The sequence below is a fragment of the Pseudomonas sp. SWRI18 genome (assembly GCF_014268345.1).
Lineage (GTDB): Bacteria > Pseudomonadota > Gammaproteobacteria > Pseudomonadales > Pseudomonadaceae > Aquipseudomonas > Aquipseudomonas cedrina.
This window is the reverse complement of record NZ_JACCQQ010000003.1, coordinates 1-21,023: the sequence shown is the minus strand read 5'-3', so window position 1 is coordinate 21,023 and position 21,023 is coordinate 1. Positions and strand designations below refer to the sequence as shown.

Sequence of the window (21,023 nt, the reverse complement as noted above, 5' to 3'; positions counted from 1 at the left end):
AGCCGGGTCGCCTGGTTGGGGCGGCTACGCCACCCAGCGCGGGGCAAGCCCGCTCACTACCATGCACGGTCAGCGATTCGCCACCAGGTGTGCACCGAAGAGCATGTAGCAACTCCCGGCAAAGCGGTCGAGCCACTTGCGCGAGCGGCTATAGAAATCGGCCATGCGCTCGCTGGAAAACACCAGGGCCACGCAGGAATACCAACTGAACGACAAGGTAGCCATGGTGATCACCGCCAGGGTCAGCAGCATCGGCGACGGTGATGGCGGCATGGTGGAGGCGAAGATGGTGGCAACAAACAGGGCCGCCTTGGGGTTGGACAGGTTACCCAGCAGACCCAGGCGCCAGGCGGAAAACAGCGAGCGCCGGGGTTGATCCGGCAGCACACTCTGGCCCATGGCCGGCGCCGAGCGCTTGAACAGTTTCAGCCCAAGGTAAATCAGGTAGCAGCCGCCGATGATCTTGAACGCCAGGTACAACATCGGTGCCGCGGTAAACAGCGACTTGATGCCCAGGCCGCCCGCCAGCCCCCACATGACTGTACCGGTGGCCACACCCGCCGACGCCACCACACCATGGCGGCGCGAACAGCTCGCGGCCAATTGCGCCGTATTGAAAAAGTTGGGGCCGGGCGTCACTACCGCCACCGTCCACAGCAAAGCCAGCGAAACCAGGGGCGCCACGTAGGCGGGGTTGAAAAATTCCATGGCAGGCAGCTCCATCAGCACAAGACACGAAAGGCGATCATAGGCCTGGTACCCGCCCTGCACAATCGTACAAGCCTCCCGCAGACAAGGGTTGTAGACTGGGCTAACGTGCTTCCAACTTCCTTTTTGTGACAAGTCACCATGGGCAAACCCACCGCCACCCTCGACTGGCTGCACCGCGCCCCGCATGCCAGCGGCCTGGACCGGATCGAGGCGTACTTTGCCGGCTTCGCCTTCGATCCGCACCGACATGACACTTACGCCATCGGGCGCACACTGACGGGCGTGCAGAGTTTTCACTATCGCGGCGCCATGATCCACAGCCTGCCCGGCACCACCATGGTGCTGCACCCCGATGAAACCCATGACGGCCACGCAGGCAGCGACGAAGGCTTCAAATACCGGATGATTTACGTGGAACCGTCACTGATCCAGCAGATCCTTGGCGGCAAGCCGTTGCCGTTTATCCCCAATGGCCTATCCACTGACCCCAGGCTGTTCCGTGCCAGCGAAGTGCTGCTGCAAAACCTGGATAATCCCCTCGACCCGTTGCAGGAGCAGGACGCACTGTTCGACCTGGCCCACGCGCTGAGCAACGTTTCGGGGGGCATCGTCAGCCGCAAGACCTTCGACTACGTTGCCGCCGAGCGCGCCCGGGAATTCATCCACGGCGCCCTGGGTCGCAGCATCACCCTGGATGAAATGGCCGACCACGCCGGCCGCGACCGCTGGGCCCTGTCGCGGGATTTTCGCGTGCTGTTCGGCACCAGCCCCTATCGCTATCTGACCATGCGCCGGCTGGACCTGGTGCGCAGCCTGCTGGCCCAGGGCCAATCGCTGGTTGATGCGGCGTTGACCGCTGGCTTCACCGACCAGAGCCATATGACCCGACAATTTCGCAGCACCTATGGCATGCCGCCTTCGCGTTGGGTGAAGATGCTCGGGCGCTGACAGAACCGCTGGGAGGGGGCCGTCAGTGTGGAAGCTGATGCCCATCAATCGGCTGGCCAATTGTGAGGAAATGCCCGCCCGCCACATGGTGCAAGGTGCGCCGTTGATCATGGCCTTCGAAGTGCCAACGGCCTTCGCTGAATACACGTTCGTCGGCATACGCCGCGACCACTTCGCCCAGGAACAGATCGTAGGTCTGCTGGATATGAGGCTCGGGCAACAGACGACACTCCAGCCAGGCCACGCAACCTTCCAGCAAGGGCGCCTCGGTATGTTCACCGATGAATGTCTGTAAGCCGTATGCAGCGAACTTGTCGGTTTCGGCACCGGTGGTATTACCCAGCGTCTGCACCAGATCGGCCTGTGCCGCACAGGGCACCTGAAGCACGAATGTGCCGGCGCCTTCAAGCAATTGGCGCGTCCAGGTGGCCTTGTCCAACACCACGGCGACTTTCGGCGGCTCGAAGTCCAGCGGCATCGCCCAGGCGGCCGCCATGATGTTGCGCCGGCCGTTGTGGGCGGCGCTCACCAGCACGGTCGGCCCGTGGTTGAGCAAGCGGTAGGCCTTGGACAGCGGAACGGGGCGACGGTGATGGGCTGGGCTCATGGTTGAAAAGACTCTGCAGAAAAAATAAACCCTACGATACCCGATGACCCCGGCGCGCGAGTATCGGAGCATGACGGGGTCCGGTACGTTGCTGCTTTGGCACTTCTTGACTCAAGGCTCAGGCCTTTAACGTGTGGCGCTTGCCAAACAACGCCACGCTCACCACCCCCACCGTCCCCATCACCGAGCAATAAATCACGCAGATCCACGGGCTGGTCGGCATCAGTGCAATCAACAGCAGCGGTGTGGTGCTGGCCCATAGTGCGTAGGCGATGTTGTAGGTGAAGGAGATTCCCGACACGCGCACCTGCGCCGGAAACAACCCGACCATCACCGACGGCACCGCGCCCACCACGCCGCAACCGAGCCCGGCCAAGGCATACGCCGCGCCCAGCCATACGCCGCCGCTGATGAGGCTGGCGTACAGAACCGCAATCCCCATCGGCAGCAACAGGCTGTAGACGAGTACCGCGCGCCAGGCACCGATGCGGTCGACCAGTAACCCGGCGAGTACGCAGCCGATATTCAGGAACACGATGCCCAAGGCACTCAGAGCAAAAGTGTGGCTGGGGCTCATGCCGAAGGTTTTCTGCATCATGGTGGGGGTAATGACGACCAGCACCACCACGGCCGAGGTGAGTACGCAGGTGAGGATCATCGCCGGCAGCAACACGGCGCGGTGGTCACGCAATACGGTGCGCAACGGCAGCTCGGCGGCTGCCTGGCGACGGGCCTGCATGTCGAGGAATACCGGGGTTTCGCTGAGCCAGCGTCGCAGCCATACGCCGATCACGCCAAACACACCGCCCAACAGGAAGGGAAAGCGCCAGGCGTAGTCGAGGATTTCGGCGGGGGTGAAGACTTGCGCCAGTAAGGTGGCAGTGAGTGCACCGAGCAGGTAGCCGAACGTCAGGCCGGCTTGCAGGAAGCCCAGGGCGTAACCGCGATGATGGGCAGGAGCGTGTTCGGCAACGAAGGTCCAGGCGCTGGGCACTTCTCCGCCCACTGCCGCGCCTTGCAGCACGCGCAGCGCCAGCAGGATCAGCGGCGCGAAATAGCCGATGTGCGCGTAGGTGGGCATGATCCCGATCAACAGGCAGGGCAACGCCATCATCAGGATGCTCAGGCTGAACACACGCTTGCGTCCCAGGTGATCGGCGAAATGCGCCATCAGGATGCCGCCCAGCGGACGCGCCAGGTAGCCGGTGACGAAGATGCCGAAGCTTTGCAGCAGGCGCAGCCACTCGGGCATTTCGGGCGGGAAGAACAGTTGGCTCAGGGTCAGCGCGAAAAACACGAAGATAATGAAATCGTAGATTTCCAGGGCACCGCCCAGGGCGGCCAGGCCCAGGGTTTTGTAGTCGGAGCGGGAAAAACGCTGCGCCTGTGAGGAAAGGGTGGCAGTCATGTGGAGGCTCGGCAGACAAACAAAATGGCGTGCAGGTTATGAGCTGAGACAAGTGATGGCAATCACGACAGATATATTTGTTTTCCTCATGGATCGATGAAGATAACTGCATTCCCATATCAAGGGCGGTAGCGGAACATGCCGTGAAACTGCCAACACCATAATAAAGACAAGAGGAAAGACTCGTGCCCGATGCTATCGAAGAAAGCCGCTATGCCCGATTTGCCCTGCGCTGCTCCAACTTCGCCGAACGCTGGTTTCCAGACTCCTGGGTGTTTGCCGCCCTCGCCGTGATCATTGTCGCCGTGGCGACCCTCGGCATGGGCGCCGCACCCGCCGAGGCGGCCAAGGCCTTTGGCGACGGGTTCTGGAGCCTGATCCCCTTCACCATGCAAATGGCGTTTGTGGTGATCGGTGGTTATGTGGTCGCCAGCTCGCCGCCAGCCGTAAAGCTGATTGATCGCCTGGCGCGTATCCCGAAGAACGGCCGGTCGGCCGTTGCCTGGGTGGCGCTGATCTCCATGGTCGCGTCCTTGCTGAACTGGGGCCTGTCCCTGGTGTTCGGCGGTTTGCTGGTGCGGGCGCTGGCGCGTCGTACTGATTTGCGCATGGATTACCGCGCTGCCGGTGCCGCGGCCTATCTGGGGCTGGGTGCGGTGTGGGCATTGGGGCTGTCGTCGTCGGCCGCGCAGTTGCAGGCCAACCCCGCCAGCCTGCCGCCGTCGATCCTGTCGATTACAGGCGTGATCCCGTTCACTGACACCATTTTCCTGTGGCAATCCGGCGTGCTGTTGCTGGCGCTGATCGTGGTGTCGCTGATCATCGCCTACGCCACCGCGCCCGGCCCGAACAGCGCGCGCGACGCCAAGGCCTGTGGGGTAGACCCCGCGTTCAACCTGCCCAAGATACAAGCGCCGACCCGGCCGGGCGAATGGCTGGAACACAGCCCGCTGCTGACCATCCTGCTGGCTTGCCTGGCGGCCGGTTGGCTGTTCCATGAGTTCTCGACCAAGCCGGCGATCAGCGCGATCTCGGGGCTGAACACCTATAACTTCCTGTTCATCATGGTGGGTGCCCTGCTGCACTGGCGCCCGCGCAGCTTCCTCGACGCCGTCGCCCGAGCGGTGCCAACCACCACCGGCGTGCTGATCCAGTTCCCGCTCTACGGGTCGATCGCTGCGCTGATGACCGTGGTCAAGGGCGGCGACGGCCAGACCCTGGCCCACCACATTTCGACCTTCTTCACCTCCATCGCCTCTCACGACACCTACGCGCTGCTGATGGGCGTGTACTCGGCGGTGCTGGGTTTCTTTATCCCCTCGGGCGGTGGCAAATGGATCATCGAAGCGCCCTATGTGATGCAAGTCGCCAATGACCTGCAATACCACCTGGGCTGGGCGGTGCAGATCTACAACGCGGCCGAGGCACTGCCGAACCTGATCAACCCGTTCTATATGCTGCCGCTGCTGGGGGTATTGGGCTTGAAGGCGCGGGACTTGATCGGGTTTTCGTTCGTGCAGTTGCTGGTGCATACGCCGCTGGTGTTGTTCCTGCTGTGGGCGCTGGGGACGACGTTGAAGTATTTGCCGCCGGTGATGCCTTAATCAACGGTTGAAGCACCTGTTGTACGGTTCGCTGTCATACCGGACGCGCCTCGGCCAAGACTTTTGCGCGAAACTTCAAAGGTAAATCGGCAGGCGTCAGTAAATCCACATTGACGCCAAGCAGATCCTCAAGCTCTACCTGAAGTCCACCGAGATCAAAAAGCGTGGTTCCCGGCGGAGCATCGACTAATAAATCCAGATCGCTGCCTTCTTGGTCGGTTCCCAGTAACACAGACCCAAATACTCTGGGGTTTGAGATGCGGAAACGACCGACGACTTCTCTGACGGCGGCCCGCTGTAGGTCAAGGGCGGTTGAAGGTTTCACGGTTCGCCTCGATGATGTCCAGTATCGATCCAGTCTAGCAGCGCCAGCCGGCTGTAGACATATGCGTAACGCTCAGATGAGGTATCCGGGAGATTCGGCAAAATTCGTTGAAACATCTGAGCCAGTATTAATCGACAAGCTTGAAAGTCACTTTTCTGAATCAACATATGGGCTTATCGCACTTGAATCGACGGCAACCCCTGACTCCCCCCGCCAAGACCTTTGATTAACCTGATTCGGATTCCCATCCACAGCCATCAAGGACAATCCGATGACGCCGCTATCCAAATCGCTGGAAGAATTAATCACTGAAATCTACAAGGACGATCACGTCTCGGTCACTGAGTACAGGGCCTTGCGGGACGATGCCGATCGCCGCATGGCCACCGTTATCAAGGAGTTCGGCCTGCATAACAACGTGACCGCCTTTCAGAAATCGATCGACGTGGCCATGCAGCTATTGCAGACCAGTGTCATTGATTCCAAAAAGGCCAAGCTCACCGGCACCGGCGAGGCCATCGTGAAGGACGCGGTGACGGCGCAGGTGGAGTACTTGCGTGCCGGCAGCCAGTTGGCGCTGCGCCTGCTGTGATCGGCTGATTCAAATCTCTGTCTTCGATCCGTCACATTCCATTGCTACCGTCCTGCGAAACATCTTGCAACAACTCGCCAGGAACTCCCCGCAATGAGTGACGATCACGAAGACCGCTCTTCCTCCGATGCCGCGGGCCAACCGCCGGTAGACACCAGTCGCCGGCGTTTCCTGGGGGGCGCCGCGGTATTGGGGGTCGGCGCAACCTTGAGCGCCTGCGGCAATACCAGCGAAACGCCCGGCAAACCGGACGCGCGGCCGCTTACCCCGCAAGAACTGGACAAGGCCTTGCGCGAGCAGGTGAAAACGGTGGTGGTGATCTACGCCGAGAATCGCAGCTTCAACAATCTGTTCGCCGATTTCCCCGGCGTGGAGAAACCGCTGTCTGCACTGTCCCCCGCCGACGCACAGCAACGCGACCGTGACGCCAGCGTACTGAACACCCTGCCGCCTGTCTGGGGTGGGGTGTTGCAAGTCGGCCCGCAGACGGTGGACGGGGTGACCTATGCCAGTGGAGCGCAATTCCAGGAAAACCTGCCCAACGCACCGTTCGCGCTCAAGGGCCCCAACGCCGAAGACCTGCCCTTGAGCCTGGTCACCCGCGACTTGTGGCACGTGTTCTATCAGAACCAGATGCAGATCAACGGCGGCAAGAACGACAACTTCGTGGCCTGGGCCGATTCCGGCGGCCTGGTGATGGGCCATTACGCCCAGAGTCGTTATTCCCTGCGCCTGTGGGACGTGGCCAAGGAGTTCGTGCTCTGCGACAACTTCTTCCAGGGGGCCTTTGGTGGCTCGTTCCTCAATCACCAATACCTGATCAGCGCTACCGCGCCGGTTTATCCGAATGCCGCTCAATCGGTGGCCAAAGCGCAGATCGCCACGCTGCAAAGCGATGACCCCAACGACCCGCGCCTCAAACCGCTGGACACGTCCCCGGCCAGCGCAATGACGGGGCCGCCGCAGTTCGGCCCCAGCGCCCTGACGCCGGATGGCTACGCGGTGAACACCCTGGCGCCGCCCTACTGGCCGACCTGGATTCGCGACCCGCAAAACCCGGATTATTCCAAACCGGACCTGCCCAACGTGCTGGTGCCGCAGACCCACGAACACATCGGCGACAAATTGTCGAAAAACAACGTCGACTGGGCGTGGTACGCCGGCGCATGGCAAGCGACCCTGGACCAATTCAAGGATTCGGGCGGCATTCCGAAGATTCCGAACTTCCAGTATCACCACCAGCCGTTCAACTACTTCAAGCAACAGGGCCCGCAGAACCGCGCCGAGCGCGACAAGCGCTTGCGCGATGGCGGCTTGGGTGATGAGGCCGTTACCAACAAATTCTTTGCCGATGCCCAAGCTGGCAAGTTGCCCGCCGTCACCTTCTACAAGCCCCAGGGCAACCTGAACATGCACGCGGGCTATGCCGACGTCGCCTCGGGCGACCGTCATATCGTGCGGGCCTTGAAGGTGCTGCAAGAAAGCCCGCAGTGGCCAAACATGGTGGTGGTGGTGACCGTCGATGAAAACGGCGGCTGGTGGGACCACGTCGCACCGCCCAAAGGTGACCGGTGGGGCCCGGGCACGCGGGTTCCGGCGCTGGTGGTGTCGCCGTTCGCGCGCAAAGGCACGGTGGACCATACGGTGTATGACACGGCTTCAATCCTGCGCCTGATCACCCGCATATTCCAGCTGGAAACACTGGACGGCCTCAAGCAGCGGGATGACGCGATGATTGCCCGCGGCCAGAAACCCATGGGCGACTTGAGCAACGCCTTGCAGTTCAGCCTGTAGGTTTTCTTATCCAATAACGACATGCCTGATGATTTATAACGCGCCTTTGCTGGTCAGCCGCTACTGTGTGGAGGTGGGCTTTCACCCCGCGCAGACGGGCTTTCGCTGACAAGGAAACAACCAATGTTCAAACCGACCAGGCTGTGTTGCACCCTGGCCGCACTGATGGCGAGTGCGGTCGTACAGGCCGACATTGAGGTACCTCTGGGGAGCACGCAGCGTGTAACCCAACTGTTCGCCTACCCTAATAACTGCAATGTGATCTGCTTTCGGCCATGGACGCTGGAACAGACTGTCGAGCATTATCTGAACCAGAGCCTGCAACGGGACGGGTACAGCCGAGCGAAAGTCAGCGTCAAGACTCTGGACGGCAAGGTATCAGCGATTTTCAGCGGTGTGCCCGACAGTTACGGCCAGCCCCTGACCCGATTGCTCGATACCGCCGACCTGGCCTATCAAGGCGCCAGCCGGCTCAACAGCGACGGCAAGTGGGCTTACAACTGGTACCTGTTTCTGCCACTGGGCATGGCCCTGGAAAATCGCAAAAGCATCGAGTTGCTGCATTTCCCGCCCGATTATTCACTGACCCAAGCGCAGGATTACCTGGAATCGGCCACCACCGACCGCTGGGCAACGCTGCTCGCGGATAATGGCGTGCCTGCCACTGAAACCCCGACTTACCAGACCATCATCGATATCGCGCCCATCGCCGCGCCGTCCAACGCGGGCAAGGACCTGGAAACCGTCTACAGCTACTTCACCGATTACCAGACGCGCATGGTCCAGGAGCTGAGCCTGTCCGACAAAGGGGCGTTACCGATGGTGGCCTTTGGCGCGCCGGTGCGCAATTGGATCAAGCAACAGTACGGGCAGACGGTGGGTGTATTGAGCCTGGTGCAGATCAGCCCGGCAGCGGGCAAAACCGTGTCCGTGCTGGGGGCGAACCACCCGAGCTACATCTGGTATGCCGCAAGCCCCGATACCTACGAGGGCAACGAGCAGAAAGCCGACGAGGCCGGCTTGAAGGTGATGGGCCAGGATTTGAGCGCCGCCTGCTGGCAGGCCGGCATGGGCCAAAAACCCGAGAGCGACCCGAATGTAACGCTCAAGGCGTGCATGAACACCTGGCAGGTCACGCGCAAAGAGCAGACCTGCGAATTGTTCTACACCTCGGTGCGCAACCTGTCCCCGGGAGAGGCAAATGCCAAATGCGCCACGCCTGGGATCAAGACCCAGTTGAAACAACTGAAGAACCCTGCTCCCATTCCAGCCACGGCGATCCCGGCGCTGTAGCTGCAGGGGCTGCGCTTGCTGGAACACAAGCGCAGCCGCGTCGGCTCTTAGACTTCACCCAACGGACGCAGGCGATACTGCGGCGGCAACTGCTCGAAACCACTGATGGTGGTGTTCAAGCTCTTCCAGCGCCCGTCCTTGATGCCGTAGATGCAGCCGTGGATCGACAGGCTCTGCCCACGGTGCCAGGCGTTTTGCACAATGCTGGTGTGGCCGACATTGGCGACCTGCTGGATCACGTTCAACTCGCACATGCGGTCGACGCGTTCTTCTTCGGTCGGCAGTTGGGCCAGTACGTCACGGTTTTCGTAATAGAGGTCGCGGATGGTACGCAGCCAGCCGTCGATCAGGCCGAACTGACGGTCCTGCATCGAAGCCCGCACGCCGCCGCAGCCATAGTGGCCGGTGACAAGGATGTGCTTGACCTTGAGCACGTCCACCGCGTACTGAATCACCGAGAGGCAATTGAGATCGGTGTGCAGCACCACGTTGGCCACGTTGCGGTGTACGAACAGATCACCCGGCAGCATGCCGACGATCTCGTTGGCCGGTACGCGGGCGTCGGAGCAGCCGATCCACAGGTATTCCGGGGTTTGCTGGCGGGCGAGCTTGGCGAAGAATTCGGGATCTTCCTGTTTGATCGCGTCCGCCCAGCGTTCATTGTTATCAAGCAGGTCTTGTAATTCGTTCATCAGGGAAAGCCTCAGGAATGATGCGCAGTTTTGTGACTGACAACCCCTCGTCCGGGTCACGCCGAGCTGCAATTAGCTTGAATCTTTAAGGCGCTACAACGGTCCACACACTATAAGCCCCACAGTATGAGGATTGGCCATGACTGAATCACGACGTCCCTACGGCGCCACGCAGCCCGAACCGATTGATGACAACGAAGATCGCATGGGTTCGATGCGCGAGCTGGATTTTGACCAGGAAGATCAGACGGCGGAAATCGGCGATGAGATCCCGCCGGGTGAGCGCGAGCAGCTGATGCCCGACGAGCGGGTGCGCGAAGCCGGGATGACCGGTGCGTCGGTCGCCGACCACGAATCGACTGACGATGACATGAGCCCCGAGACGCTGATCCGCGAAGACGGCGCGCGCGATGCACGGGAAGAAGGGGAAGACGGTCCGGCGGATTACGATCTAAGCGTTGTAGATGAAGATGACATTGGCGGCGGGAATGGATTGGATGAGGCCGAACTGGCCGACCTGGATCCTGTAAACGGTAACCGCTGACACACCGCAGAACTCATTGTAAAAAAGGCCCCTGTGGGAGCTGGCTTGCCTGCGATTGCATCACCTCGGTCTCACTGAAACACCGAGGTGCTTGCATCGCGGGCAAGCCCGGCTCCCACAGGTACTGGGGTGTCCAAGGGTTTTACATGTTTAATCAACAAGGGTGCAGGCCATGACAACCGCATCTTCGCGGCCACCCACGGCCGGATAATAGTCGCGGCGACGGCCAATTTCGTTGAAACCATAACGTTCGTACAAACGGAACGCCCCGGTATTGCTGTCACGCACTTCCAGGAAGCATTCCCGCGCATTCGCAGCATAAGCGCGGGACATCAAATGCTCCAACAGCGCCAGGCCAAGCCCCCTGCCCTGGTTTTCCGGCTTCACGGTGATGTTCAACAAATGCGCTTCATCGAGGATGATCTGCACCACACCGTGCCCCACCTGCTGCTCGCCTTCGAACATCAGCCAGATCTGATATTTGCCCAACCCGTCGAGAAAGATCCCACGGGTCCAAGGGTGGCTGAACGCCGCGTATTCGATTTTCAGCACGGTATCGAGGTCGGCCTCGGTCATCGGGCGGAAAGATAAAGCCTCACTCATCGGTTGTTTTCCAGCGCGCCATCAGCCGGCGCATGGCTTGCCAGACATCAGCCTTACGCTGTGGCTCTTCCATTAATAATTCCAGGCCCGGCAGGGCCCATACCGAGCCCAGGCCTTCGACCTGCAGCTCGCGGTACCAGGCTTCGGCATTCGCTTGGCCGGCAAACCGCACGGCGGGCAGACCGATCAGCCACAGGCACACGCAGGGTTCGTCTTCCAGGCGCGCCGACACAAAGCCTTGCACAAAATCACGCGCAGCTTCCGGGCCCTGGTCCATGGTGCCGCGCACCAGCAATGGCCAGCGCACCGGGTCGCCGACGATTTGCGGGCTGTCGGGCAAGCCGGCGGCGCGCAGCATGTCCTTGAGCAGCATGTAGGCGGGGTCACGGGTCTGGAAGCGTTCACCGGTGGGCAACTCCACCAGCAGCAGGCAGCGCCCGGCGCGCAGCAATTGCAGGGCGAAACGCGGTGGCGGCACCACTGGCGCCTTGACCACCGTGGCAGCCTCTTCGGCCACCACGGCCGCCTTGGCCAGCGGCGATGGGCGCGGTACTTCGATTTTCGCGCGCTCGACCACAGGGCGTGACTCGGGCACCGGCTTGACCACCGCGACCGGCGCGGCCGCTTCCTCGCCCGACACCTGGAACGCCTCTTCGGGCTCAAGCGCCTGCAACAGCTCGGGCCGCGACGGCGCGGCAAACGGCAGTTCGGTGCGGGGCAGCCAGTTGACCACCTGCATGGCGGTCAAGTAAGCGCGACGTCGGGACTCGGTAAGCACAGCTCGGCCACTTGCGGATAACTAAAGAGCGGGGATTCTACCGCTGTTCGGCAACAATCGCCCACTGCACACTGACCGGCTGTGGATAAATCCCGCGCTCGATGCAGTACAATCGCGACTTTTAATCGCTAACCAGCCGGCCATCCCCATGATCGAACCCAAGCGCGTCCTGCGCGCCCTCGCCGAACACTGGGCCTTGCTCGAGCCACTGTGCGAACACTTCGACCAAGGCACCCTGAGCCTTGGCGAACTGCGCGCGCAACTGGCCGCCCAACAACTGGACAGCACGCCACAGGACATTACCAGCCTGCTGGACGTGTGGATTCGCCTGGACATTCTGGTGCCTGTCGCCAAGAGCCCGAACCGTTTCGAGCTCAACGCGCAGATCCACGACTTCCTGGCTTACCTTCGCAAGGAGCACCGGCTTGGCCTGTGCCTGGAGATCGAAGCCTACCTGCGCCACCTAGAGCGCCTGGCCGGTTACATCCAGGATGCCTTCGATATCCGCGATGGCCACGACCTGGCCCGCCAACTGCGCCTGCTGGATATGCGTGTGCGCGACGTGCTGAAAAAACTCGCCAACGACGAACAGGCCCTCGCCGCCGTGGCCGACCGCGCCAAGACCAGCGACCGCCAGATCCCGTTGCGCCAGCGCTACGCCGAAGTATTGGCGACTTGGGACGAATACGTCGAACCGATGATCCAACTGGTTAATGCCGACGGCGCCTTCGAGCAAGGCGTGCGCAAGGTCGAGAATGTGCTGCTGCGCATGCTCACCGAGCAGCAACGCCTCGGCCACCTGGTGGATGACGACATGCTGCTGCGCACCCACGCGCGCATCCTCGAAATGCAGACCAGCGCCCAGTTGACCTTGCGTCATGCGCGCGAGTTGCTGTTGCCGTTGCGCGAAGAAGCGCGCCGGCACAACGCCGTGACCCGTGGCGCGGCGCTGGCCCTGTCGGCTATCCGCCGCAAAGGCCTGGACGCGGTGCCGCAAGCGGCGATGCCGATGTTCACCCGCCCGCAAAGCACCTTCCTCGGCAGCGCGAGCCAGGTGGAAGCCTATGTGTATGCCCTGGCGAATTTCGAGCCGAAACCGGCGCGTTTCCCCAAGGCGCACAAATCCCACAAGGGCGAAGCCCAGCGTGCGCCGCGCACGGTCAAGGAAATGCTCGAACGCTGCGAAGACGCGCTGCCGATGCCGGACCTGATGACCTGGCTGCTGGAGCAGGAACCGGACGGCGCCACCGACGAATTGCTGTACTGGTTCTCGCGCCTCTCGCGTGAAAAACGCTTCAAGCGCGAACGCCTGGAACGCCGCGATTACCACACCCACGAGCATCAGGTCAGCCTGCGCTCATTCGCCCTGCTCCCGGCCAGCACCGACGCCGCCGAGAATACTGCGAGCATCCCCTATGCATCTTGATCTATCCGAACTGTCCCAGCTGGCGCCGATCTTTCGCGAGCTGTTCAAGGGTTACCACGTCAGCCGACGTGATCCGGAGCTGTACGCGCAGCTCTCAAACTTCCAGGACCAGTACCGCACGCTGTTCAAGGCCTTGGGCTTTGAGCTGGTGTGCGATACCCGAGGTTTCTACTACTTCGTGCCGGACTCCGCGATTGCCAGCGCGCAGGTGAACAAAACCGCCCAGCGCCTGGCGTTGTTCACCTTCATTCTCGTTGAGCACCTGGCCGACCAGGGCCGCGACCCGATCGCCGTGCTTGACGGCGGCAGCCTCGGCCGCGATGAGCTGCCGTCCCTGCTGGAGAAGTACCGCGACCTGTTTATGCAGGCCGAGGTGCAGACCCAGGAAGAGCTCGAAGAAAAAATCATGCGCCGTATGACTCAGCTGGGTTTTGCCAGCGAAGACAACGGCATCTACCGCTTCCTGCCGCCGATGCACCGTTTCCTCGATGTGTGCCTGTCGGTGCAGCAGGACCGCGACCTGGCCGCCAGCGTACACAGCGTATTGCCATTGCCTGCGCCGGTGATCATCGATGAAGACAGCGATGAGAAATTGCTGAAGACCGATGATCCGCTCGATCTGAGTGACTTTGCGGACGAAAGCGAAGAAGACGCCATGGCCCGCGCCATTGCCGAAGAACAGGAGACCGACGCATGAGCAAGGAACGCTACGGCATCCGCCGCTTCGCCCTATTGAACACCGCCGGCTACAGCCTGGGTTTGTTCCCGCTGGAAGAACCGCTGTCGGTGTATGGCGCCAACAACCTGGGTAAATCCGCGTCGATCAACGCCTTGCAGTTCCCGATCCTGGCGCGCATGTCGGACATGAGTTTCGGCAAGTACACCCTGGAGCAATCCCGGCGCTTCTACTTTGCGACCGACACCAGCTACATCCTGGTGGAAGTTTCGCTGCCTCACGGCCCGCATGTCATCGGCGTGGTCGGGCGCGGCCCGGGCGGTGGTTTCGGTCACCAGTTCTTTGCCTATGCCGGCAAGCTGGACCTGGCCCATTACCAGAAAAACGACACGTGCCTGCGCCAGAAAGAGCTGTTCACCAACCTTGAACGCGAAGGCCTCAAAGCTTACGAACTCAAGCCTGATGAACTGCGGCGCTTGCTGGTGGGCGGCCACACGTCGATCCCGCTGGACCTGACGCTGATTCCGCTGCGCTCTACCAGCGAACAAAGCCTGAAGACCTTCCGCGCGCTGTTTATCAACTTGCTGCACATGCGCGAAATCACCGCGGCCAAGCTCAAGCAATTGTTCCTGGACGCGTTTGAACACAGCCTGCGTTCCGGCAGTGTTGATTACATCGCCGCGTGCGAAGAAGCCTTCCGCGATGTACGACGCATGGAGCAGGACTACAACTCGCTGGTGGCCGCCGGGCCTTTGGTCGAGGCGCTCGCAAACGGCGTGAAACAACGCGATATCTTGCGCGGCAAGCTGCATCGCCTGTCACCGCTGCTGGATTCGCTGCTGGGCACCTGGTCGGACTACGCCAGTGCGCGCAAGGAAGAGCTCACCATCCAGGCCGAGCACTATCGCAACGAGCAGGATGCGCTGCAGAACGACCAGCGTGGCGGCACCCAGGAGCTGATGCGCCTGGAGCGCGAGATCAGCGGCATCCAGCGCTGGCTGGGCGAGCTGTCGGTGCTCAAACACCGCTTCGCCTTGGTCGATGACGTGAAGGTGCTGGAGCAGCAACTGCTGGCGGCCAAGGATGCCCACGATGAACTGGCCGGCGCCCTGGCGCAATCCCGGCAGTTCAGCGCCGAGGATCTCGACGAGCGTTTGCGCGACCTGGAAAAACGCCTGAAATCGGTCAAGCAGCAGCTTGATCATGCCGACAACAACAGCTACGCCAAGCTGCGGGAAGAGTTCTCACAGCCGGATGTTGAACGTCTGATGCGTCTGTTCAACAGTTCGCTGTTCAGCCTGCCGTTGGGCGCGCAGGGCATCACGCTGGACGAGGAAGGCCGGTGGGTCAAATCCCTGGAGCTGATTCTCGATGGTTTCAAAGGCGAGCGTTTTGAAGTGCCGGGGCTGGCCATCGACCTCTCGCATATCGAGCCGCCGGCATTGCAGGCGCTGGCCGATCGCGCGGCGTTGCGTGACCAGAAAGAGCGCCTGGAAAAAGAGCTCAAGCAACTCAAGACTCAGCAGGCCGTAGCCTCCGACCGCGCCGCGAGCAAGACCCAGACCGAAGCGCTGTACCAGCAGGTACTCGACGCGCAGAAGGCTTTGGAAGACTTCCGCCGCGCACAAACCCTGAGTGCCGAAGAAGGCGAGAAACTGGAAACCCTGGCGCAGATGGAAGCGGCGCAAGATGAGTTGAAGCGTTCCAGCGATGCCTTTACCGAGCGCGTTCAGCAACTGTCGGCCAAGCTGCAATTGGTTGGCCGTCAGATCGGCGATATGGAAGCCAAGCAACGCACGCTGGATGACGCGCTGCGCCGTCGTCAGTTGCTGCCGGCGGATTTGCCGTTCGGCACGCCGTTCATGGACCCGGTCGACGATTCCATGGACAACCTGCTGCCGCTGCTCAATGACTATCAGGACAGCTGGCAAGGTTTGTTGCGCGCCGATGGCCAGATCGAAGCGCTGTATGCGCAGGTGCGCCTCAAGGGCGTGGCCAAGTTCGACAGCGAGGACGACGTTGAGCGTCGCCTGCAACTGCTGATCAACGCTTATGCACACCGTACCGATGAAGCCCTGACCCTGGGCAAGGCGCGCCGTGCAGCCGTCACCGATATCGCCCGGACCCTGCGCAATATCCGTAGCGACTACGACAGCCTTGAGCACCAGTTGGCGTTGTTCAACCGCGAGATCAACAAGCGCCAGGTGTCCAACCTGCAAAGCTTCCGTATTGTGCTGGCGCCGAACAAGGAAGCGCTCAAGCATATCGACCAGATCATCCACAGTGCCGGTCAGTATGAAGAAGGCGAGACGCTGTCGGTGTTCGACCTAAGCCATAGCGCCGAGCAGGACAACAAGAACGAAGAAGCCAAGGAGTACCTGGCGCGCCTGGTAGCTGCCAACCATAACCAGTTGGGCCTAAAGGATTTGTTCGAACTGGCGTTCGAGATCACCAAGGTAAACGGTCAGCCGGTGATTCATACCGATATCGATGGTGCGGCGTCCAACGGCACCACCATGACCATCAAGGCGCTGACCAACATGTACTTGTTGCTGCACTTGATGGATCGCGACCAGGCCGGGCGTGTGCGTTTGCCGTACTACCTCGATGAGGCGGCGGACATCGATGAGAAGAATCAGGCGGCGTTGTTGGAAACCAGTCTGCAGCTGGGCTTTGTGCCGATCCTTGCCAGTGTGAAGCCACAGGTGTCTGCCCAGGTGGCGATCGACCTGGAAGGCGGCAGCGGGCCGAACGGGATTTATATCGATGAGGCGGATTGGAAGTATATTCGTCGTCACGATGGGGTGAAGGCCACGGTGAACGTGCAGGCGGACGAGCCGGAGTTGGATGAGGTCTGATCGGTTGCACTGAAATGCGAAAGGCCCCTGGGTGAGAACCCAGGGGCCTTTTTTGTTGTCTGTGCCGGCCTATTCGACTTGCTCGCGAAGGGCGCGCCTCGGGCTATTTTCCGAGTGAGATTTTAGGCGCCCAGGTCAGCCATTCCTCTTCAAACTTGTCGAACAGCGGGAAAGTTTGCTGGGGCCGGGCGGCATTGCCCATGCGCTCGCCGTCGGGCGTGGCGAAGGCGATGCCACCGGCAACCAATGTTTCCAGGGACTCGGTACGCACCGTCGCGCCTTTGAACAGACCGAAGTCGAGGCCAAAGCCGCTGGTGTTCCAGAAGCGGCTGCCGCTGCGTACCAACGGCGCGTACTTGGGCTCGATCAGGATGTGGATCAATACGCGGTCGGCGGTCTGGCCCAGCTCATAGCCGGTCACTTTGCCCACGGTGACTTCACGATAGGTGACGGGTACGCCTTCCTTCAACGAGCCACGGCGTGCGGCGCTGAGTGTCAGGCGCAGGCCCGCTTCCTGACGGACGGCCTCAGGGGGCTGATCCAGCGCAACGAAGCTCTTCTGCGGGCCGGCGCTTTTGGCAGCCGGTTGCACTTCGATGTATTGCCCGGTGACCAGGGTTTCCAGGTTGGAGGTTTTCATCAGCCCCAGCTCAGGCTTGACCACCCAGAATTGACTACCAACGCGTGCAATACGATCGGCTACCTGGGTAATACGTGCGCTGAGCAGCACCGACTGCATGTCGGCACTGAGGTCGACGCGTTCAATCTTGCCCACGTCCAGACCTTTGAAACGCACCGGCGTGCCAGGGCGCATGCCGTCGGCGCGGTCAACTTTGATGGTCACCAAGGTGCCGTGCTGGTTGGCGGCTTCGCGGTCGGCGAACAGGCGGAAACGCGGGATGCGCTTTTTCAGCGGGACGTTTGGTTCCGGCGTTTCAAAGGCAATACCGCCGGCCATCAGACTCGCCAGGGATTCACTCTTGACCTGAATACCGCCGGTGAGGCCGCCAGTCAGGGTCACGCCGCTGGCATTCCAGAAGCGCGTCGAGCCGTTGACCAGGTTTTCGTATTCCTTCTCGATGTGGACGCCGATCACCAATTGCTTGTTCTTGCGCGAGAACTGGTAACTCTGTACCGAGCCGACCTTGACCTGCTTGTAGAGGATGGGGCTGCCAACGTCCAGGGAACCGAGGTTGTCGGTGAGCAGCACCATATGCAGGCCTGGGGAGCGCAGGTCCAGGGGCGGCGCCTTGGCGCGGGCGACGTACTCGCGTTGTGGAGCGGTGCCTTTGTCGCCGGGACGAATGGCGATGTAGTTACCCTTCACCAAGGCTTCAAGCCCGGTGATGCCGGCCAGGGAAATAGACGGTTTGACTACCCAGAATTGAGTGTCCTGGACCAGGTAATCCTCGGCCAGCGGATCAAGGGTAAGCTCTGCGTTGGCGCTGGAAAGGTCGGGGTTGATCTTCAGGGTTTTCAGGCTGCCGACCTGAATGCCTTTGTACATCACAGGCGTGCGGCCGGCCTGCAGGCCCTCGAAGTCGGTAAGTTTGACCTTGACCCGGATGCCCGCCGCGGCTGCGTCAAAATCTTCGTACAGGCGGAAAGGCAGGCTCGGATCGGTCGGCGGACTGTCCTTGCGGTTCTCCGGCGTGGCGAACGCGATACCGCCGGCGACGATGCTGGAGAGTGATTCGCTACGCACTTTCACGCCGGAGAGGTTGGCGTCGATGCTGATGCCGCTGGCGTTCCAGAACCGCGTGTGTTTGCGCACCAGGCTGGCGTAGGTCGGTTCGATATAAAGCTTGATCTCGACGGTGCTCTGGTCTTCGGAAAGCAGGTAGCTTTTAACCTGGCCCACCTGGATCTGCTTGTAGAACACCGGGCTGCCACGGTTGAGCGAACCAAGGCGGTCAGCCTTGACGGTCAGGTGCAATCCCGGCTTGGCGTCGGACAACGGTGGCTCTTCGGAGAGCGCCTTGAACTTGCGCGTGGGTTCACCGTCGCCGGGGCTGGCGGCGATGTAGTTACCCGATACCAGGGTTTCCAGGCCGGTGATACCCGCAAGGGTGACGCTCGGCTTGACCAGCCAGAAGCGCGTGTTGGTCCTGAGGTATTGCTCGACGTCCTTGTCCATTTCGATGGTGGCGATGACTCCGCGGTTGTTACCTTCGTCATCCAGGGCCAGGGCCTTGACCTTGCCCACCGGCATGCCTTTGTAGACCACTTCGGTCTTGTTGACCTGGATGCCTTCACCGCTCTCAAAGCGCACTTGAATATCGATGCCCTGCTGGGAATAGGCGCGCCACCCCAGCCACCCGCCAATGATCAGGGCAATCAGGGGCAACACCCAAATGGCCGACCAATTGGAGGCTGGGCGGGTTTTAGCTCTAGGCAAATCACTCATGGTCGTCGTCCGACTCCGTATTATCCCAAATCAGTCGGGGATCAAAAGTTACTGCGGCGAGCATCGTCAAGATCACCACACTGGCGAACGCCGCAGCGCCGAGATTGGCCTCGACGCTGGCAAGTCGCCCAAAGTTAACAACCGCCACCAGGATGGCGATCACGAAGATATCCAGCATGGACCAGCGGCCAATGAATTCGATAAAGCGGTACATCACAATGCGTTGTTGCGCCGACAGCGGTTGGTGACGCTGCACCGAGAACAGTAGCAGCCCGATGCCCACCAGCTTGAACGTCGGCACCAGGATACTGGCGATGAACACCACGGCTGCGATGGGGAACATGCCGTGCTGAACCAGTTGGATCACACCCGCCATGATGGTACTGGGTTCCCCTTGCCCAAGTGAATTGACGGTCATGATCGGCAGCAGGTTGGCGGGGATGTACAAGATGGCTGCGGTGATCAGCAGCGCCCAGGTGCGGGTGAGGCTGTTGGGGCGACGGGCATGGATCAGCGCACCACATCGGGTGCAGGTTTGCTCATCGCTATCGGTGTCTTGTTTGTTCAATTCGTGACATTCGGTACAAACCAGAATGCCTGCATCAATCGCCCGCATGATCATCCTCTCCTGACAGCGCCTGCCAGATCTGGTGCGGCGACATCACCACCTCAAGTAGAACCTGAACCATCAGCAGACTGACAAAGCAGACCAGGCCCAGGCCGATTGTGATGGAGGCCATGTCGGCGAGTTTTACGATCGCCACCAATACGCCCATCAGGTACACCTCCAACATCCCCCAATCTTTCATGTGATGGTAGATGCGGTACAGCAGTAGTCCATAACTGCGCCCGATGTTCCAACGGATGCTGAGCAACACAGCCAGTTGGCACAGCAGCTTGAGCAATGGAATGCCCATACTGCACAGGAACACCACGGCGGCAACACCTTGCATGCCGGTATCGAACAGACCGACTACGCCGGTCCATACGGTGTCTTCGGAGGACTGCCCGAGCAAGTTGAGCTGCATGATGGGCAGAAAGTTCGCTGGGATGTACAACAGCAATGCGGCCAACACCAAGGCAAGGCTTCGCTCAACGACGTTATGACGGTGTGCGTAAAGTTCGTAACCGCAACGCGGGCATTGGGCTTTTTCGCCAAGGGCGAGCACTGGTTTGCGCATCAGCAAGTCGCACTCATGGCATGCCACCAGGTCGTCCAGTGCTGAATCCGACACCTCAAGGGCATCAACCGGATCGGGCATAAGTAGGGCTCGGGCTCTAAAAAAGATTAGGTGCGTATTCTAGTGGTCTGGTTCAGAAATAACTGTGCAGATTTGTTGGGCACGTTGGGTTGATTGAATTTCTGATCGCCCAAAACAAAACCCCATCTGCTTTCGCAAATGGGGTTTCGGAATTTAATCTTGACGATGACCTACTCTCACATGGGGAAACCCCACACTACCATCGGCGATGCATCGTTTCACTTCTGAGTTCGGGATGGGATCAGGTGGTTCCAATGCTCTATGGTCGTCAAGAAATTCGGGTACTGAGTCGTGACCAGATGGCCTCGCTTCAGCAAATTGGGTATGTGACAGCTGTCGGTGTTTTGTGAGCGTCGAACTTTCGGTTCATCTCGTCTTCACACACCGCAATCTTATGCTCTTTCGAGTAGTCAAATTGCTTGGGTGTTATATGGTCAAGCCTCACGGGCAATTAGTATTGGTTAGCTCAACGCCTCACAGCGCTTACACACCCAA

Annotated in this window: 19 protein-coding genes and 1 rRNA gene; 9 read left to right on the top strand and 11 right to left on the bottom strand. The window is 60.6% G+C overall.

Annotated elements, in window-relative coordinates; genetic code table 11:
- Nucleotides 1-69 precede the first annotated feature (69 nt).
- Entirely contained in the window at nucleotides 70-708 is a 639-nt protein-coding gene (locus H0Z09_RS04870; protein WP_186687984.1) for a LysE family transporter, read from the bottom strand.
- A gap of 141 nt (nucleotides 709-849) precedes the next feature.
- Here H0Z09_RS04870 and H0Z09_RS04865 point away from each other — a divergent pair, with 141 nt between their 5' ends.
- Nucleotides 850-1,659, top strand: coding sequence for an AraC family transcriptional regulator (locus H0Z09_RS04865; protein ID WP_186687981.1), 810 nt, complete (start codon nucleotides 850-852; stop codon nucleotides 1,657-1,659).
- A gap of 22 nt (nucleotides 1,660-1,681) precedes the next feature.
- Here H0Z09_RS04865 and H0Z09_RS04860 read toward each other — a convergent pair whose 3' ends face one another.
- Both H0Z09_RS04860 and H0Z09_RS04855 read right to left on the bottom strand, forming a co-directional pair.
- Entirely contained in the window at nucleotides 1,682-2,266 is a 585-nt protein-coding gene (locus H0Z09_RS04860) for a flavin reductase family protein (RefSeq protein WP_186687978.1), read from the bottom strand.
- A 118-nt stretch (nucleotides 2,267-2,384) separates the two neighbouring features.
- Nucleotides 2,385-3,674, bottom strand: a complete 1,290-nt coding sequence (locus tag H0Z09_RS04855; protein WP_186687975.1) for an MFS transporter — start codon at nucleotides 3,672-3,674, stop codon at nucleotides 2,385-2,387.
- 185 nt (nucleotides 3,675-3,859) lie between these two features.
- On the opposite strand from H0Z09_RS04855, the gene H0Z09_RS04850 reads away from it, so the two are divergent.
- On the top strand, nucleotides 3,860-5,278 hold the full coding sequence (locus tag H0Z09_RS04850; RefSeq protein WP_186687972.1) for a TIGR00366 family protein: 1,419 nt from the start codon (nucleotides 3,860-3,862) through the stop codon (nucleotides 5,276-5,278).
- Nucleotides 5,279-5,312: 34 nt separating this feature from the next.
- On the opposite strand, the gene H0Z09_RS04845 is transcribed toward H0Z09_RS04850, so the two are convergent.
- Nucleotides 5,313-5,603, bottom strand: a complete 291-nt coding sequence (locus tag H0Z09_RS04845; protein ID WP_017844503.1) for a nucleotidyltransferase — start codon at nucleotides 5,601-5,603, stop codon at nucleotides 5,313-5,315.
- A 271-nt stretch (nucleotides 5,604-5,874) separates the two neighbouring features.
- Between H0Z09_RS04845 and H0Z09_RS04840 the strand changes: the two genes are divergently transcribed.
- From H0Z09_RS04840 to H0Z09_RS04830, 3 genes are all read left to right on the top strand, one after another.
- Complete coding sequence (locus tag H0Z09_RS04840) at nucleotides 5,875-6,195, top strand: hypothetical protein (RefSeq protein ID WP_186687970.1); 321 nt, start codon at nucleotides 5,875-5,877, stop codon at nucleotides 6,193-6,195.
- Nucleotides 6,196-6,288: 93 nt separating this feature from the next.
- A complete protein-coding gene (gene acpA, locus H0Z09_RS04835) occupies nucleotides 6,289-7,989 on the top strand; it encodes an acid phosphatase (protein WP_186687968.1) in 1,701 nt (566 codons plus the stop codon).
- A gap of 123 nt (nucleotides 7,990-8,112) precedes the next feature.
- A complete protein-coding gene (locus H0Z09_RS04830; protein WP_186687966.1) occupies nucleotides 8,113-9,282 on the top strand; it encodes a hypothetical protein in 1,170 nt (389 codons plus the stop codon).
- Nucleotides 9,283-9,329: 47 nt separating this feature from the next.
- Here the strand turns inward: H0Z09_RS04830 and can are convergent, their stop codons facing one another.
- Nucleotides 9,330-9,974, bottom strand: a complete 645-nt coding sequence (gene can / locus H0Z09_RS04825; RefSeq protein WP_053134092.1) for a carbonate dehydratase — start codon at nucleotides 9,972-9,974, stop codon at nucleotides 9,330-9,332.
- A 139-nt stretch (nucleotides 9,975-10,113) separates the two neighbouring features.
- Between can and H0Z09_RS04820 the strand changes: the two genes are divergently transcribed.
- On the top strand, nucleotides 10,114-10,518 hold the full coding sequence (locus H0Z09_RS04820; RefSeq protein ID WP_186687964.1) for a serine kinase/phosphatase: 405 nt from the start codon (nucleotides 10,114-10,116) through the stop codon (nucleotides 10,516-10,518).
- 150 nt (nucleotides 10,519-10,668) lie between these two features.
- Here H0Z09_RS04820 and rimI read toward each other — a convergent pair whose 3' ends face one another.
- Nucleotides 10,669-11,121 carry a ribosomal protein S18-alanine N-acetyltransferase gene (rimI, locus tag H0Z09_RS04815; protein WP_186687962.1) on the bottom strand — a complete coding sequence of 151 codons (453 nt, stop codon included), beginning with the start codon at nucleotides 11,119-11,121 and terminating at the stop codon, nucleotides 10,669-10,671.
- A complete protein-coding gene (locus H0Z09_RS04810) occupies nucleotides 11,114-11,860 on the bottom strand; it encodes an energy transducer TonB (RefSeq protein WP_186688607.1) in 747 nt (248 codons plus the stop codon). Before H0Z09_RS04810 ends, rimI begins: the two co-directional genes overlap by 8 nt.
- A 187-nt stretch (nucleotides 11,861-12,047) precedes the next feature.
- On the opposite strand from H0Z09_RS04810, the gene mksB reads away from it, so the two are divergent.
- From mksB to mksF, 3 genes are read left to right on the top strand one after another with little or no spacing between them, the layout of a single operon-like run.
- The gene (gene mksB / locus H0Z09_RS04805) at nucleotides 12,048-13,325 is read left to right on the top strand and encodes an Mks condensin complex protein MksB (protein WP_076951023.1); all 1,278 of its coding nucleotides are present in this window, start codon (nucleotides 12,048-12,050) and stop codon (nucleotides 13,323-13,325) included.
- On the top strand, nucleotides 13,315-14,022 hold the full coding sequence (gene mksE / locus H0Z09_RS04800; protein WP_186687959.1) for an Mks condensin complex protein MksE: 708 nt from the start codon (nucleotides 13,315-13,317) through the stop codon (nucleotides 14,020-14,022). Before mksB ends, mksE begins: the two co-directional genes overlap by 11 nt.
- On the top strand, nucleotides 14,019-16,859 hold the full coding sequence (gene mksF, locus H0Z09_RS04795; RefSeq protein WP_186687956.1) for an Mks condensin complex protein MksF: 2,841 nt from the start codon (nucleotides 14,019-14,021) through the stop codon (nucleotides 16,857-16,859). Before mksE ends, mksF begins: the two co-directional genes overlap by 4 nt.
- A 103-nt stretch (nucleotides 16,860-16,962) precedes the next feature.
- Here mksF and H0Z09_RS04790 read toward each other — a convergent pair whose 3' ends face one another.
- The 4 genes from H0Z09_RS04790 to rrf all read right to left on the bottom strand — a co-directional run bounded on the left by H0Z09_RS04790 (nucleotide 16,963) and on the right by rrf (nucleotide 20,801).
- Nucleotides 16,963-19,266, bottom strand: coding sequence for an MlaD family protein (locus H0Z09_RS04790; protein WP_076951020.1), 2,304 nt, complete (start codon nucleotides 19,264-19,266; stop codon nucleotides 16,963-16,965).
- Nucleotides 19,259-19,882 (bottom strand): paraquat-inducible protein A, encoded by a 624-nt coding sequence (locus H0Z09_RS04785; protein WP_076951019.1) that lies wholly within the window; start codon nucleotides 19,880-19,882, stop codon nucleotides 19,259-19,261. Before H0Z09_RS04785 ends, H0Z09_RS04790 begins: the two co-directional genes overlap by 8 nt.
- Nucleotides 19,869-20,528 carry a paraquat-inducible protein A gene (locus tag H0Z09_RS04780; RefSeq protein WP_186687953.1) on the bottom strand — a complete coding sequence of 220 codons (660 nt, stop codon included), beginning with the start codon at nucleotides 20,526-20,528 and terminating at the stop codon, nucleotides 19,869-19,871. The genes H0Z09_RS04785 and H0Z09_RS04780 overlap by 14 nt, the downstream gene beginning before the upstream one ends.
- Before the next feature lie 157 nt (nucleotides 20,529-20,685).
- Nucleotides 20,686-20,801, bottom strand: a 5S ribosomal RNA gene (gene rrf / locus H0Z09_RS04775).
- Nucleotides 20,802-21,023: the final 222 nt, after the last annotated feature.